Here is a 16,878-nt window from a genome sequence, read left to right as displayed (position 1 = left end):
TTGAAAAAGTGGGACCTATAGGGCTCGAACCTATGACCCTCTGCTTGTAAGGCAGATGCTCTCCCAGCTGAGCTAAGATCCCATGTATTAAATTATTGGTTAATACAACGACCCGGATGGGACTCGAACCCACGACCTCCGCCGTGACAGGGCGGCGCTCTAACCAACTGAGCCACCAGGCCAAAATCTATAAGGTAACACGTACCCTCAAAACCACATATTGAATCATCCGTTTTCTGTTTCTCTCCTAAACCAACTTGGTCAAGCCCTCGACCTATTAGTGACAGTCAGCTCCATACGTTACCGCACTTCCACCTCTGCCCTATCTACCTCGTCGTCTTCAAGGGGTCTTACTACTTGCGTATGGGATATCTCATCTTGAGGGGGGCTTCACGCTTAGATGCCTTCAGCGTTTATCCCTTCCCGACTTGGCTACCCGGCCATGGGTTTGATACCCAACCGGTACACCAGAGGTCAGTCCATCCCGGTCCTCTCGTACTAAGGACAGCTCCTCTCAAATATCCTACGCCCACGCCGGATAGGGACCGAACTGTCTCACGACGTTCTGAACCCAGCTCGCGTACCGCTTTAATGGGCGAACAGCCCAACCCTTGGGACCTACTTCAGCCCCAGGATGCGATGAGCCGACATCGAGGTGCCAAACCACTCCGTCGATGTGAACTCTTGGGAGTGATAAGCCTGTTATCCCCAGGGTAGCTTTTATCCGTTGAGCGATGGCAATCCCACTTTATACCACCGGATCACTAAGTCCTAGTTTCCTACCTGCTCGACCCGTCGGTCTCGCAGTCAAGCTCCCTTATGCCTTTGCACTCTGCGAATGGTTTCCAACCATTCTGAGGGAACCTTTGAGCGCCTCCGATACCCTTTCGGAGGCGACCGCCCCAGTCAAACTCCCCACCTGACATTGTCCCCCACCCGGGTCACGGGTGCAGGTTAGAAACCCAGTCACACAAGGGTGGTATCCCAACAGCGGCTCTGGAAAGACTGGCGTCCTTCCTTCATTGCCTCCCACCTATCCTGTACATGCATGACCGAATCCCAGTATCAAGCTGGAGTAAAGCTCCATGGGGTCTTTCCGTCCTGGCGCAGGTAACCAGCATCTTCACTGGTATTTCAATTTCACCGGGTGCATTGTCGAGACAGCGCTCAAATCATTACGCCTTTCGTGCGGGTCGGAACTTACCCGACAAGGAATTTCGCTACCTTAGGACCGTTATAGTTACGGCCGCCGTTTACTGGGGCTTAAATTCAAAGCTTCGCTTGCGCTAACCTCTCCTCTTAACCTTCCAGCACCGGGCAGGCGTCAGCCCATATACCTCACCTTTCGGTTTTGCATAGACCTGTGTTTTTGCTAAACAGTTGCTTGAGCCTATTCTCTGCGGCCACATCTCTGTGGCACCCCTTCTCCCGAAGTTACGGGGTCATTTTGCCGAGTTCCTTAACAATGCTTCTCCCGCCGGCCTTAGGATTCTCTCCTCATCCACCTGTGTCGGTTTACGGTACGGGCACATGTAATGCAATAGCGGCTTTTCTTGACAGTTCGAATCATCAACTTCCCTACTTTTGTTCGGTACGCGTCACGTCTTCGGATTGATGGGCGGATTTGCCAACCCATCTCCTACCTCGCTTGCCCCGGTCTTTTCATTCCCGGGTTTGATTATCGTCCTGTGTCCCCACAGTTCTGATTACATGCGGTACAGGAATCTCAACCTGTTGTCCATCGACTACGTCTTTCGACCTCGCCTTAGGCCCCGACTTACCCAGAGCAGATCAGCTTTACTCTGGAAACCTTAGATATTCGGCCTGGAGGATTCCCACCTCCATCTCGCTACTCATTCCGGCATTCTCTCTTCTTAAAAGTCCACAGCTCCTTACGGTACTGCTTCATTCCTCTAAGAATGCTCCTCTACCACTCATACTAAGTATGAATCCTAAGCTTCGGTGTTGTGTTTCAGCCCCGGACATTTTCGGCGCAGGACCTCTCGACTAGTGAGCTATTACGCACTCTTTGAATGTGTGGCTGCTTCTGAGCCAACATCCTAGTTGTCTTTGAAATCCCACATCCTTTTCCACTTAACACACACTTTGGGACCTTAGCTGTAGGTCTGGGCTCTTTCCCTTTTGACGACCCAACTTATCTCGTGCCGTCTGACTCCCGTACATCATCTGGCTGGCATTCGGAGTTTGATATTCTTTGGTAAGCTTTGACGCCCCCTAGGAAATTCAGTGCTCTACCTCCAGCAGACTAATACGAGGCTAGCCCTAAAGCTATTTCGAGGAGAACCAGCTATCTCCGGGTTCGATTGGAATTTCTCCCCTATCCACACCTCATCGCCACCCTTTTCAACGGATGTGCGTTCGGTCCTCCATCACCTTTTACGGTGACTTCAACCTGGACATGGATAGATCACCCGGTTTCGGGTCTACCCATACTGACTTTGGCCCTGTTAAGACTTGGTTTCCCTTCGGCTCCGCACCTTTAGTGCTTAACCTTGCCAGTACAGGTAACTCGCCGGACCGTTCTACAAAAAGTACGCGGTTCCACCTTTAACGTGGTTCCACAGCTTGTAAACACAGGGTTTCAGGTTCTCTTTCACTCCCCTCCCGGGGTCCTTTTCACCTTTCCTTCACAGTACTATGCGCTATCGGTCACTAAGGAGTATTTAGCCTTGGGGGGTGGTCCCCCCGACTTCCCGCAAGGTTTCTCGTGTCTCGCGGTACTTTGGATCCTGCTCGCTGCCTATTGCTTTCGTGTACGGGACTTTCACCCCCTGTGGTTGGACTTCCCAGACCATTCCACTAACAAATCAGCTCACTTGTTGCAGTCCATAACCCCAGAACGCACGCGCTCTGGTTTAGGCTCCTTCCATTTCGCTCGCCGCTACTCTGGAAATCGAGTTTTCTTTCTTTTCCTCGCCCTACTTAGATGTTTCAGTTCAGGCGGTTCCCGACGTATGGCTATGTATTCACCATACGACACTTGAGGTTTGCTCAAGTAGGTTTCCCCATTCAGAAATCTGCGGGTCAAAGGATATTTGCTCCTCACCGCAGCTTATCGCAGCTTATCACGTCTTTCATCGGCTCTTAGTGCCAAGGCATCCACCCTGCGCTCTTTATAGCTTGACCAATTCGACTTCCACCTGCGGGTGCGGGTATCTGTCTAAGATTCATAGCGTTGAATCTCTGGTCTTAGGTTGTTGTTCGATTCCACTAAAAGTGTCATCTCCCAACGAGTTACAGTTTTTTAATTGGTTACATCTCGCGATGTAACACCTCGGATGTCTTGATATTTCGTCCTCCAGATCATTGCTGATCCTTCAAACTCATTATCTAGATATAATTCAATATGCAGTTTTCAAGGTACATGTCTGACTGAAATTTATCAGTCATTAGAAAACTCAAACCTGTTTGAATCCTCTAATCACTGGTAAAAACCAGTTATATGGAACAGCACTACCCTGCTGAAGTAGGTTAACACATCTTTTTCAGACTTGCGTCTATCACAGGCTTCGCCTTTATCTCCACCCATTAAAATGTGTCCGTTCTATATAAAACACTCTTTCGAGTGAGTTTTATGAAATTAATTCCGGCACCCACCTGCTCTCCCATATCGTTTCCAATATAGTACCATCGGCCGCCTGGGGCTTAACTGTCGTGTTCGGGATGGGAACGAGTGTGACCCCCGGGCGCATCGGCACCGGAAATTTTTGAACCTTGTTTCTATCCGCCCGTTGTTTGCACCTCCAAAGCCTCCGGCTTTCTCGGTCGCAGCTACGCTGCTTATGCTGCCTAAAGTCTGTATCCGCTCTTGAGAGCCAGCTCTCATCGCTCCTACAGCCTTTCGTCCGCGCAATCAACTAATACATTGCGGATGTAAAAGACTCAACAGTGTGTAAAACCCTTACTTCTTCTTCCTTAGAAAGGAGGTGATCCAGCCGCACCTTCCGATACGGCTACCTTGTTACGACTTCACCCCAGTTATCAATCCCGCCTTCGGCAGCTCCCTCCTATAAGGTTGGGTCACTGACTTCGGGCGTTATCGACTCCCATGGTGTGACGGGCGGTGTGTACAAGACCCGGGAACGTATTCACCGCGACATTCTGATTCGCGATTACTAGCGATTCCAGCTTCATGTAGTCGAGTTGCAGACTACAATCCGAACTGAGACGTTATTTCTGAGATTTGCTCCACCTCGCGGTCTCGCTTCTCTTTGTTTACGCCATTGTAGCACGTGTGTAGCCCAAATCATAAGGGGCATGATGATTTGACGTCATCCCCACCTTCCTCCAGGTTATCCCTGGCAGTCTCCCTAGAGTGCCCAACTTAATGATGGCTACTAAGGATAAGGGTTGCGCTCGTTGCGGGACTTAACCCAACATCTCACGACACGAGCTGACGACAACCATGCACCACCTGTCTCCTCTGCCCCGAAGGGAAGACGACGTTACTCGTCGGTCAGAGGGATGTCAAGACTTGGTAAGGTTCTTCGCGTTGCTTCGAATTAAACCACATGCTCCACCGCTTGTGCGGGTCCCCGTCAATTCCTTTGAGTTTCATTCTTGCGAACGTACTCCCCAGGTGGAATGCTTAATGCGTTTGCGGCGGCACCGAGGAGCTTTGCTCCCCAACACCTAGCATTCATCGTTTACGGCGTGGACTACCAGGGTATCTAATCCTGTTTGCTCCCCACGCTTTCGAGCCTCAACGTCAGTTATCGTCCAGTAAGCCGCCTTCGCCACTGGTGTTCCTCCTAATATCTACGCATTTCACCGCTACACTAGGAATTCCACTTACCTCTCCGACACTCTAGCAAGGCAGTTTCCAAAGCAGTCCGCGGGGTTGAGCCCCGGGCTTTCACTTCAGACTTGTCTCGCCGTCTACGCTCCCTTTACACCCAGTAAATCCGGATAACGCTTGCCCCCTACGTATTACCGCGGCTGCTGGCACGTAGTTAGCCGGGGCTTCTTAGTCAGGTACCGTCATTTTCTTCCCTGCTGATAGAGCTTTACATACCGAAATACTTCTTCACTCACGCGGCGTTGCTGCATCAGGGTTTCCCCCATTGTGCAATATTCCCCACTGCTGCCTCCCGTAGGAGTTTGGGCCGTGTCTCAGTCCCAATGTGGCCGGTCACCCTCTCAGGTCGGCTACTGATCGTCGCCTTGGTAGGCCGTTACCCCACCAACCAGCTAATCAGACGCGGGTCCATCTCATACCACCGGAGTTTTTCACACCGTACCATGCGGCACTGTGCGCTTATGCGGTATTAGCAGTCATTTCTAACTGTTATCCCCCTGTATGAGGCAGGTTACCCACGCGTTACTCACCCGTCCGCCGCTCAGTCAATCGGGAATCCATCCGAAAACTTCATCTCAATCGCTTCGCTCGACTTGCATGTGTTAAGCACGCCGCCAGCGTTCATCCTGAGCCAGGATCAAACTCTCAAATTTTAGTTTGTTCGTTTGTGTCCAGGTTTCAAGATTAACTTGCTAGCTAATCATCAAACCGTTCTACTGTTGTTTGGTTTGTTTTTGTTCTGAAATCTCATTTCAAAGCTGTCCAACCAGGACGCTTTTTTATTAGAATTTTCAGGGTTTTAAACACTGTTCAATCTTCTATTTTCAAGGTTCTGTGTTGCTTTCGTTCTCGGCGGCAACTCGTATATCTTATCACACCAGTTTGCTATTGTCAAGAACTTTTTTCAACTTTTTTATTTTTCTTTTCTCTACATCTGTAAAGAGTGAAAAAAATAATCATTTGGAATTGAGCGGAGAAAGAGGGATTTGAACCCTCGCGCCGGTTGCCCGACCTACACCCTTAGCAGGGGCGCCTCTTCGGCCTCTTGAGTATTTCTCCGAATTTCATAATTCCATATGATTGCAGTCAGAAAACGACCTTGTTTTCAGACGCATTGACAATTATAATGTATAACCAATTGTTTGTCAACCCATATTTTCATCTATTTTTTTCTGAATCCTGTCATGTACAAGATGTGCTATTTCCCGGGTCTTCATGTCCATATATTGATTTTGATACAGTGGCTCCAGGTAGTGAACCTGCACCTGTTCTCTTTTTATAGATGAAATATCAAATGGACAAAAGCTGTTGATCAGAGCGACCGGGATGATCGGACATCCTGCATTGACTGCACTTTTAAATGTGCCTGCCTTAAATTCCAGAATCTGATTTCCATCCCGGCTTCTGGTTCCCTCTGCAAAAATCACATAATTTCTTCCGTTTTTCACATCATCACTCATGCGGTCAATAATATCCTTTGCTCCGCGAATGTCTTTTCTATCTATAGACATTCCATGAAGCAGTTCGATAACCTGCTTGACAAGAAATATTCCGGCTGCTTCTTTTTTCACCACAACACTGACCGGATTCGGACAGGTTTCAATGATGGCCAGCATATCAAACATGCCCTGATGATTTGGAAATAAAATAAATCCATTATCCTTTGGCAGATTTTCCACACCGCTGCTGATCACATCTACTCTGCCTGCATGATTTGCTTTTTTTACTACATATCTGAGATAGTCATAGCGTTCCTGCTCTGTATGGCTGTCACCCGGACGTCCAAATCTCCAAATCCGGAACCACCACCATGGGGCCTTTAAAAAACACCGGAACACCATGAGCGCAATACGCCTCATCTGGCAAACTCCCTGATTGCAGTCTCATAAAGATTATTCCCATCGGAATCAATCACAACCACCACCGGAAAATTATCTATCTCCAGCTTACGGATCGCTTCTGTGCCAAGATCATCATATGCGATCACTTCTGAAGAAAGGATCCGTTTGGAGAGCAGCGCCCCAGCTCCTCCAACAGCAGCAAAATAAACACAGTCATTCCGAACAATAGCATCCTGTACGGCCTGACTCCTTTTCCCTTTACCGATCATAGCCCCGAGGCCCAGATCTAAAAGCTGCGGTGTGTATTTATCCATACGGCTCGCAGTGGTCGGACCTGCAGATCCAATTGGACGGCCTTCCCTGGCAGGTGACGGCCCCATATAATAAATCACATTTCCTTCCAGGTTGATCGGCAAAGAATCCCCTGCATCCAGAGCCTCCTGCATTCTTTTATGTGCAGCATCCCTTGCAGTATAGATCGTACCTGTTAAATATACATAATCCCCGGCCTTCAGGCTTTTTGCGTCCTCTTTCCTGATTGGCACATTTATCATTCGGTTCATGATCCTTCTCCTTATTTCAGCACACGATGTACATGGCGGTTTACATGACAGCAGATATTGACGGCGACCGGAAGGCCTGCAATATGGGTCGGATAAGTTTCAATATTAACTGCCAGGGCTGTTACTGTACCGCCCAATCCCCCAGGTCCGATTCCCAGGCAGTTGATCCTATCCAGCATTTCTTTTTCAAGACTGCGGACATAAGCTACCGGGGATTCTTCTTCCAGACTCCTCGTCAGCGCATGCTTTGCCATCAACGCACATTTTTCAAATGTACCGCCAATTCCCACTCCAACAACCATAGGAGGACAGGCGTTGGGACCTGCATCACGAACTGCGGTAAGGATCGCCTCTTTTACCCCTTCAATTCCATCAGCCGGCTTCAACATAAAAATACGGCTCATGTTCTCGCTGCCAAATCCTTTTGGCGCCAGGGTGATATCGATCTGATCCCCCTCCACGATCTCATAATGGATGACAGCAGGTGTATTATCCTTTGTATTCTCCCTTTCTATGGGATCTTTAACAACCGATTTTCTCAGATATCCCTCCACATATCCGTCATGGACTCCCTGATTGACAGCATCGGTTAAGCTTCCTCCCTCAATATGTACTTCCTGTCCTACTTTTACAAACACTACTGCCATCCCCGTATCCTGACAGATCGGTATCATATCTTCCCCTGCGATCTGAAGATTCTCCTGAAGCTGATCCAATATCTGCTTTCCCAGAGGAGATATCTCCTCCTCGGCAGCTTTTTTTATGCACGCAGCCATATCTTCAGACAAAAAATGATTTGCTTCAATACACATTTCTTTGATGGCACTAGAAATTGTCTCTGTTTTTATGTTTTTCAACATAATGTCCCTCCAATAGTTTCTGTGTCCACAATGACTCCTGTTTTTCCACATACCCCTCTGTGGAATATCTGGACAAAAAAGGGGGACCCGCCCCCTTTTTATGTCACTGCTTTATTCTTCGGTCTGGGAATCATCCGTTTCTTCTGGATATTCTTCTGCAATTTTTTCTGTATCGGTATCCTGCAGGTCAGCTGCTTCTGCATCCGTGTCTATCTCTTCTTCCAGATGCAATTCCTCAATGCCATCTCCCTCTGACTTATTGCCGTCATCCCGTACCTTTGCGATACTGGCGACTTTAATATCAGAATCTGCATCAATATTCATCAGTTTGACGCCGGATGTATTTCTTCCGATCACGGAAATATCATCCACGGAGATCCGGATCACCACACCACCCGTAGTGATGATCATAATGTCATGATCTTCATGTACCAGTTTAACTCCTACTATATCACCGGTCTTTTCTGTGATCTTATAGCAGAGTACTCCCTTGCCGCCGCGGTTCTGCGGAGAGAATTCATCAATAGGAGTTCGCTTGCCCATACCGTTTTCCGATACGATCAGCAGGCTTTCACCCTGGGTATGCATCTGCATTCCCACTACCTGGTCGCTGCCGTTGAGCTTCATACCGATAACGCCAATAGAAACACGCCCTGTTACACGCACGTCTGTCTCGTGGAACCGGATGCACTGTCCTTTCTTAGTCACCAGGAAAATATCTTTTGTGTCATCGGTAGCTTTTACTTCGATCAATTCATCATTTTCCCGAAGCACGATAGCCTGGAGACCATTCTTACGGACATTGGCGTATTCCTTTAACGGGGTCTTCTTCACCATTCCATTCCTGGTTGCCATGAACAGATAATTCGTATCACTGTACTCCTTCATGGGAATGATCGCAGTGATCTTCTCCTCCGGCAGAAGCTGGAGCAGATTGATGATCGCTGTTCCGCGGGCTGTACGGCTTCCCTCCGGAATCGCATAAGCCTTCAGTCGGTATACCCGACCCTTATTGGTAAAGAACATGATGTAATTGTGAGTCTTGGTCATGATCAGATCCTCGATATAATCTTCATCGATCGTCTGCATTCCCTTGATCCCCTTACCGCCCCGGTTCTGGCTCTTGAAATTGTCAATGCTCATACGCTTGATATAACCAAGCTTCGTCATGGCAACGATCGTGTTCTCATTGGGGATCAGATCCTCCATGGACATGTCAAATTCATCAAAACCGATCGAAGTTTTTCTGTCATCACCGTATTTAACAGAGATGATCGTGATCTCTTCCCGGATCACGCCAAGAAGCTTCTTCTCATCAGCGAGGATGGATTTCAATTCCTCGATCTTTGCCATTAGCTCCTTATATTCATTCTCCAGCTTCTCCCGTTCCAAACCGGTCAATGCACGCAGACGCATGTCCACGATAGCCTGAGACTGTACATCACTCAGACCAAACCGCTCCATCAACTGCTGTTTTGCGATCTGAACATTGTTGGAACCACGGATGATCTTGATCACCTCATCGATATGATCCAGTGCGATCAGCAAGCCCTGCAAAATATGGGCCCGCTCCTCAGCTTTATTCAGATCATACTTTGTCCGTCTTGTAACTACCTCTTCCTGGTGCTGGATATAGTATTTCAGCATATCCAGAATATTCAAGATCCTTGGCTCATTGTTGACCAAGGCCAGCATAATGACTCCAAAGGTGTCCTGAAGCTGTGTATGTTTTAAAAGCTGGTTCAAAAGTACATTGGCATTGACATCACGGCGCAGCTCGATCACAATACGCATACCCTGACGGTCTGATTCATCCCTCAGGTCTGTGATTCCATCCACCCTTTTTTCTTTTACCAGATCGGCAATTTTCTCGATCAGCCTTGCTTTATTTACAAGATACGGAAGCTCCGTAACGATGATACGGCTCTTACCGTTAGGCAAAGTCTCGATATCAGAGACCGCACGCACACGGATCTTGCCGCGTCCGGTACGATATGCTTCTTCAATTCCTGCCTTACCGAGTATCGTAGCGCCCGTTGGGAAATCCGGTCCCTTCACAATATCCAGGATCTCTTCCATGGTAGTTTCCCGGTCTTCCAAGATACGGTTGTCAATGATCTTAACAACTGCAGAAATCACTTCTCTCAAATTGTGAGGCGGGATATTAGTCGCCATACCGACTGCGATTCCTGTGGTACCATTAACCAGGAGGTTCGGAAATCTGGCGGGAAGTACGGTCGGTTCTTTCTCCGTCTCATCAAAGTTCGGAGCAAAATCAACCGTATCTTTATTGATATCAGCCAGCATCTCCATGGATATCTTGCTCAGACGGGCTTCCGTATAACGCATAGCCGCCGCTCCGTCTCCATCCACAGAACCGAAATTCCCATGCCCGTCCACCAGCGGATATCTGGTAGACCACTGCTGTGCCATATTAACCAAAGCTCCATAGATAGAGCTGTCTCCATGAGGATGATATTTACCCATGGTATCGCCGACGATACGGGCGCACTTACGGTGAGGCTTATCCGGGCCATTGTTCAGCTCGATCATGGAAAACAGCACTCGGCGCTGAACCGGCTTCAAACCATCTCTTATATCAGGAAGCGCACGGGCGGCAATGACGCTCATGGCATAATCGATATAGGATTTCTCCATAGTGGATTTCAAATCTATGTCGTGAACTTTATCAAAAATATTTGGTTCCATATCCTTCTCCTTTTAAATGTCGAGATTTTGTACATATTTTGCATTTGCTTCGATAAATTCACGTCTTGGCTCTACCTGATCCCCCATCAGGGTTGTAAAGGTCAGATCCAGTTCAGAAGCTACATCATCATCCATATTCACGCGAAGCAGTATCCTGCGCTCCGGGTCCATGGTCGTTTCCCAAAGCTGCTCCGCATCCATCTCACCCAGACCTTTATAACGCTGGATCTTATTGTTGGTGTCACGCCCAACCTCCTGAAGGATCTGGTTTAACTCCTCATCACTGTACGCATACCAGATCTTCTTGCTCTTTTCCAGCTTGTATAACGGCGGCTGCGCAAGATAAACATGCCCCTGCCTGATCAGCTCCGGCATAAACCGGTATAGGAACGTAAGCATCAGAGTACTGATATGGGCGCCGTCCACATCTGCATCGGTCATGATAATGATCTTATGGTAGCGCAGCTTGGAAATATCAAAATCATCATGGATCCCCGTACCAAATGCCGTGATCATGGCTTTGATCTCTGCATTGGCATAAATCTTGTCCAGTCTTGCCTTCTCCACATTGAGGATCTTGCCGCGCAGCGGAAGGATCGCCTGGTTGTCACGGGAACGTGCTGTCTTTGCAGAACCGCCTGCGGAATCTCCCTCTACGATAAAGATCTCGCATTTTTCCGGGTCCTTATTGGAACAATCCGCCAGCTTGCCGGGAAGGGCCATCCCCTCTAAAGCAGTTTTTCTTCTTGTTAAGTCCCTGGCTTTTCTGGCTGCCGCCCGGGCACGCTGTGCCATAACTGATTTTTCACAGATTGTTTTTGCAGAAGCAGGATTTTGTTCCAGGAAATAAGTGAGCTGCTCACTGACAATGCTGTCCACTGCTCCCCTGGCCTCGCTGTTGCCCAGCTTCTGCTTGGTCTGTCCTTCAAACTGCGGCTCCTCGATCTTGATACTGATGATCGCGGTCAATCCCTCACGGATATCCTCACCGCTTAAGTTCGGCTCGCTGTCTTTTAACAGCTTATTCTTCCGGGCATAATCATTGATCGTCTTAGTCAGGGCATTCTTAAGTCCTGCCAGATGGGTACCACCCTCCGGAGTATTTACATTGTTAACAAAGCTGTATATATTCTCAATATAAGAATCATTGTGCTGCATGGCAACTTCCACATATACACCGTCGCGCAAACCTTCACAATAGATCACATTATCGTAAAGAGGGGCCTTGCCTTTGTTTAGGTAAGTCACAAACTCCTGAATACCGCCCTCGTAATGGAACACCTTTTCTTTCTTTTCTTCCCGGTCGTCCTTTAAAACGATCCTAAGATTTTTCGTCAGGAAAGCGGTCTCCTGAAGACGCACCCTCAGGATTTCAAAATCATAGACCGTCTCTTCAAAGATATCCGGGTCCGGAAGGAAATGGACTTCTGTCCCATGCTTATCTGCCGGACATTCACCCACAACTTTTAACGGGTACATAACCTTGCCCCGCTCATATCTCTGCTGGTAGATCTTGCCATCCTGATAAACCCTTACCTCCAGCCAGGTGGAAAGGGCATTTACTACAGACGCACCCACGCCGTGAAGTCCGCCGGATACCTTGTATCCCCCGCCGCCGAATTTGCCGCCTGCATGAAGGATCGTAAATACCACCTCAACAGCAGCAATCCCGGCTTTCTTCTGAATGCCGACCGGAATACCGCGACCGTCATCAATTACCGTAATGGAATTGTCCGCATTAATGGTAACTTCAATCTGATTACAGTAACCGGCCAAAGCCTCATCCACTGCATTGTCTACAATCTCATAAACCAGATGATGGAGACCTCTGGATGAAGTGCTGCCGATATACATTCCAGGTCTTTTCCGGACTGCTTCCAGCCCTTCCAAAATCTGAATCTGGTCTGCTCCGTATTCTGCACTCATGTTATTTCCTCCTAAATATTTCTTTTATGATGTCTTATGATGTCAATTTTCACTGGTAACCGTCCCATCCACCACGCGGAACAGTTTATCAATCTGAAATCTGTTGTTTACAAAATCCTCCAGTCCGGTACATGTGATCATGGTCTGGATATGGTTGATCGCCGAAAGCAGATGGTTCTGGCGTTCTCCGTCCAGCTCCGAAAGCACGTCATCCAGAAGAAGGATCGGATAATCCCGCACCAGCTTTTTTACTAACTCAATCTCTGCCAGCTTCAAAGACAGGGCCGCTGTCCTCTGCTGTCCCTGGGAACCGAACCTCCGGATATCGATATCATCAATAAAAAATCCAATATCGTCCCTGTGAGGCCCAACCAGCGTTGTCTTTTGCTTTAGATCCTGAGGACGGCTCCGTTTGATATCCTGTTCCAGCTCCTGTGAGGATGAATTGGGATCATAAATGATCCTGAGATTTTCTTTTTCTCCGGAGAGCTGCCAGTGGATCTCTTTGATGATCTCATTCAGCTGCCCGATAAATTCCTCACGGTAACGGATGATCTCCCTGCCATACTGCACAAGCTGCATATCCCATACATCCAGGGTCTCCTCATACTCCGGGTGAAAAAACAGATCCTTTAAAAGCTTGTTCCTCTGCATCAGGATACGGTTATAAGAGACCAGGGAATGGACATACAGCTTATTTAGTTGACATAACTCAAGGTCGATGAATTTCCTCCGCTCCGCAGGGCCATTTTTGATCAGATTTAAATCCTCCGGTGAAAAGAACACTACGTTTACAATCCCAAACAGCTCGCTGGCTTTTCGGATCGGAATGCCGTTGATCGCCACGCCTTTTGCCTTATTTTTCTTTAAGTGCATGTCGATCCGGTAGGGAACGTCGTTTTTCCGGATATTCAGCTTGATGTGGGATTCATCCTGATGAAAATGGATCATTTCCCTGTCCTTGCTGCCTCTGTGGGATTTGGTGGTACAGCAGACATACACCGCTTCGAGGATATTGGTCTTTCCCTGGGCGTTATTGCCATACAAAATATTGGTCCCCGGACTGAACTCCATATGTAATTCATCGTAATTCCGATAATTCTTCAGTTCAATCGACTCAATGATCATAATTCTATCCGAATGGTCTCTCCATCATAGGTTACCACGTCACCGGCATGCAGTTTTTTACCACGCTGGATTTCCACGGCGCCGTTTACTTTTACCAGTCCGTCTTCAATGGCGTATTTGGCATCGACTCCGGATTCACAGAGACCAGCTGCTTTTAAAGCCTGGCCCAGTTTAATATAATCTTCTCTCAGTTTAATTATTTCCATTTTTTCCCTTTCCAAACATGTTATGACTCATTGATGAAATTAACCGGCAGGATCAGATAAATATAGGTTCCTTCCTCGTCCTTGATAAAGCACGGGGATTTGGGGTTCATCATATAAAGCTCCACCTCTTCATCATCGATCACGCGCAAAGCGTCCAGCAGGAATTTCGGGTTAAATGCGATCATAATGTCTTTACCGGATTTGTGAGCCATCACATCCGCGTTCATGGAACCGAAGGAAGACTTCACCTTCATGTTTACATTGTTTTCTTCCACATTCAGGATGATCGGTTTCCGGTCACTGTCCCTTATAAGGATCATGGCACGGTCTATATTGTCCATGAAATCCCGCTTGTTGATCTTGACGCGCGTCTCATAATCACTGGAAAGCATATGGTCGATCCTGAAATATTCGCCTTCGATCAGGCGGGATACGACCAGGGTATCGTCAAATTCGAACAAAATATGGTTCTTACTGAAGAAAATAAGAACTTCTTTTTCATTGTCACCATTTAAGATCTTACTGATCTCAGACAGGGTCTTGCCTGGAATAATGACTTTCCTGCTCTCATAATGGTCTTTTAACTTAATATTGCGGATAGAAATGCGGTGTCCGTCAAGAGAAACGATCTTCAGCGTATCGTCTGACACCTCAAAAAGCTCACCGGCCATCATCTTGTTGCTGTCATTCGGTGAGATAGAGAATATGGTCTGCCGGATCGCTTCTTTTAAGGTGAACTGGGTCAGACAGATATACTGGTCCCGCTCAATATAAGGCAGATAAGAGAATTCCTCCCCATCCCGTCCCTGGATATTGAACAGGGCATTTTCACATTCGATCGTGGTGTTGTATTTGCTGTCAGAGGTGATCGTCACATAAGACTCCCCATCAGGCAGCTTACGGATGATCTCATAAAAAAGCTTTGCATCCAGAGCGATCTTTCCGCGCTCTAAGATAGAGCCTTCTACTTTTGTCTCAATCCCAAGTTCCATATCATTGCCGGTCAGCTTGATTTCATTGGAGCCTGCGTCGATCAGGATACATTCCAGGATGGACATGGTTGTTTTAGAAGGGATTGCTTTGGAAACGATACTGATACTATTTACTAATGCGTCTTTTTTAAATGTAAGCTTCATGTTGATAACTTCCTTTCTGTCTGTTGGCGGTTTTTGATAAAGTAAAATATAGTTAAATTCCGTCGTAATCGTCGTAGGGGCTGTGGGTTTGTGTAAAAGTCAATTTATCCATTATACATGCAGGGTTTAGAGCAGTTCATAAGTATGTTGAAAACTGTTCTGAATTTAAGGTATGACGGATGAGTTTTCCACAATGCAAAATGATTGAATTTTTTCGAAAACTTTATCCACATAGCGCCCACATGAAATACACTGATTGTCCACAAAAAAATGTGTATAAGTAAAAACGCTTATTGAGGGCTTATTTTTTTCTTCAGGATATCAATAGTATTGCGTAAGGTAGGATTGGCGGCTAAGTCGGCAGTGATCTTTTCAATACCGTGAAGGATCGTAGTGTGATCCCTTCCGCCCAGTGCCTTTCCGATATTCTGCAGTCCGGTGTCTGTCATATTACGGCATAAGTACATCACGATCTGCCTCGGGTATACGATCTCTTTGTTCCTCCTTTGGGATGTGATGTCCAGAGGCGTCAGGTTGAAGTGGTCGGATACAACCTGAATGATGAATTCCGGGGTCACCTCTTTGGCATCCCCAGGGGAGATGATATCCTTTAAAGCCTCTTCAGCCAGTGCGATATTGATCTCTTTATTGTTATCCAGCTTGGATAGTGCGACGATCTTGGTCAGCGCACCTTCCAGTTCACGGATATTGGATTTGATGTTGGTTGCAATATATTTGATGACTTCATTATCTATATTGTAGCCTTCCAGTTCCTCTTTTTTACGGAGGATCGCCATACGGGTCTCATAGTCAGGCGACTGGATGTCCACAGTCAGGCCCCATTCAAACCGGGAGCGGAGACGTTCTTCCAGTGTCTCAATCTCTTTTGGCGGTTTATCTGAGGAGATGATGATCTGTTTTTTTGATTCATGGAGCGCATTGAAGGTGTGGAAAAACTCTTCCTGAGTACTTTCTTTACCTATAATAAACTGGATATCATCGATCAGAAGTACGTCATTGTTGCGGTATTTTTCACGGAACTCTGTGGTCGAGATATTGTTTTTGTTACGGATCGCATCGATCAGCTCATTGGTAAACTTCTCTGAAGTGACATACAGGATCTTGGCCTGCGGGTTGTTCTTCAGGATGAAGTTTGCAATGGAATGCATCAGGTGGGTCTTGCCAAGTCCAACGCCTCCATATATAAAAAGAGGGTTATAGATCTCGCCCGGTGATTCCGCTACCGCTAAAGAAGCTGCGTGGGCCAGGTTGTTGTTGGCGCCAACTACGAAAGTATCGAACGTATACTTTGGGTTTAAATTTGCATTCTGAAGGGTTGCAGGGCTGACCGTATTCTGGTTGGAATTGATCAGCTGGTTGTTTTTTGATGAAGCTTCCTTGATCTGATCTTTTACAATAAAATCAACATCGCATTTGATAGAGGTGATCTCTTCAATGGCGATGGTCAGAAGAAAACTGTATTTCTTCTTGATATATCCGAGAAAATTGGCGTCAGGTACAATGATCTTCACGATATTGCCAGGTTGTTCTACGGAATAGATCTGTAAAGGAAGCAGCCATGTATTAAAGGAAACATCCGAAATTTCATGCTCTACTTTTAAATAATTTAATATTTCATCCCATTTCTCTTTCAGTGTTTCTAACATATCCCTGTCTCCTAATTCTTATA

9 protein-coding genes, 3 tRNA genes and 3 rRNA genes are annotated in these 16,878 nt (G+C 47.1%); all 15 read right to left on the bottom strand.

Annotated features, from left to right (window positions below; all coding sequences use genetic code 11):
* Positions 1-9 precede the first annotated feature (9 nt).
* Positions 10-82: transfer RNA gene (locus AB1I67_RS04265), tRNA-Val, on the bottom strand.
* A 26-nt stretch (positions 83-108) separates the two neighbouring features.
* Positions 109-182: transfer RNA gene (locus AB1I67_RS04260), tRNA-Asp, on the bottom strand.
* A 75-nt stretch (positions 183-257) separates the two neighbouring features.
* Positions 258-3,147 (bottom strand): 23S ribosomal RNA (locus AB1I67_RS04255).
* A gap of 458 nt (positions 3,148-3,605) precedes the next feature.
* Positions 3,606-3,723 (bottom strand): 5S ribosomal RNA (gene rrf / locus AB1I67_RS04250).
* 217 nt (positions 3,724-3,940) lie between these two features.
* Positions 3,941-5,472, bottom strand: a 16S ribosomal RNA gene (locus tag AB1I67_RS04245).
* The 16S, 23S and 5S rRNA genes sit together here with 3 tRNA genes alongside, the layout of an rRNA operon.
* Before the next feature lie 318 nt (positions 5,473-5,790).
* Positions 5,791-5,878, bottom strand: a tRNA-Ser gene (locus AB1I67_RS04240).
* An 86-nt stretch (positions 5,879-5,964) separates the two neighbouring features.
* Positions 5,965-6,660 (bottom strand): lysophospholipid acyltransferase family protein, encoded by a 696-nt coding sequence (locus tag AB1I67_RS04235; RefSeq protein ID WP_367029150.1) that lies wholly within the window; start codon positions 6,658-6,660, stop codon positions 5,965-5,967.
* Between the two features lie 14 nt (positions 6,661-6,674).
* Positions 6,675-7,223, bottom strand: a complete 549-nt coding sequence (locus AB1I67_RS04230; RefSeq protein ID WP_367028579.1) for a Fe-S-containing hydro-lyase — start codon at positions 7,221-7,223, stop codon at positions 6,675-6,677.
* Positions 7,224-7,234: 11 nt separating this feature from the next.
* A complete protein-coding gene (locus AB1I67_RS04225) occupies positions 7,235-8,080 on the bottom strand; it encodes a fumarate hydratase (protein WP_367029148.1) in 846 nt (281 codons plus the stop codon).
* 114 nt (positions 8,081-8,194) lie between these two features.
* Entirely contained in the window at positions 8,195-10,792 is a 2,598-nt protein-coding gene (gene gyrA / locus AB1I67_RS04220; protein ID WP_367028578.1) for a DNA gyrase subunit A, read from the bottom strand.
* 12 nt (positions 10,793-10,804) lie between these two features.
* Positions 10,805-12,718, bottom strand: coding sequence for a DNA topoisomerase (ATP-hydrolyzing) subunit B (gene gyrB / locus AB1I67_RS04215; protein ID WP_367028577.1), 1,914 nt, complete (start codon positions 12,716-12,718; stop codon positions 10,805-10,807).
* 42 nt (positions 12,719-12,760) lie between these two features.
* Positions 12,761-13,846 (bottom strand): DNA replication/repair protein RecF, encoded by a 1,086-nt coding sequence (recF, locus tag AB1I67_RS04210; RefSeq protein WP_367028576.1) that lies wholly within the window; start codon positions 13,844-13,846, stop codon positions 12,761-12,763.
* The gene (locus AB1I67_RS04205) at positions 13,843-14,052 is read right to left on the bottom strand and encodes an RNA-binding S4 domain-containing protein (protein ID WP_367028575.1); all 210 of its coding nucleotides are present in this window, start codon (positions 14,050-14,052) and stop codon (positions 13,843-13,845) included. Before AB1I67_RS04205 ends, recF begins: the two co-directional genes overlap by 4 nt.
* Before the next feature lie 20 nt (positions 14,053-14,072).
* Positions 14,073-15,188 (bottom strand): DNA polymerase III subunit beta, encoded by a 1,116-nt coding sequence (gene dnaN, locus AB1I67_RS04200; protein ID WP_367028574.1) that lies wholly within the window; start codon positions 15,186-15,188, stop codon positions 14,073-14,075.
* Positions 15,189-15,478: 290 nt separating this feature from the next.
* Positions 15,479-16,855, bottom strand: coding sequence for a chromosomal replication initiator protein DnaA (dnaA, locus tag AB1I67_RS04195; RefSeq protein ID WP_367028573.1), 1,377 nt, complete (start codon positions 16,853-16,855; stop codon positions 15,479-15,481).
* Positions 16,856-16,878 lie beyond the last annotated feature (23 nt).

Origin of the sequence: Clostridium sp. AN503, assembly GCF_040719375.1 — a bacterium.
Lineage (GTDB): Bacteria > Bacillota > Clostridia > Lachnospirales > Lachnospiraceae > Brotaphodocola.
The sequence above is the reverse complement of the archived record's forward strand: the minus strand, read 5'-3'. Positions and strand labels throughout refer to the sequence as shown.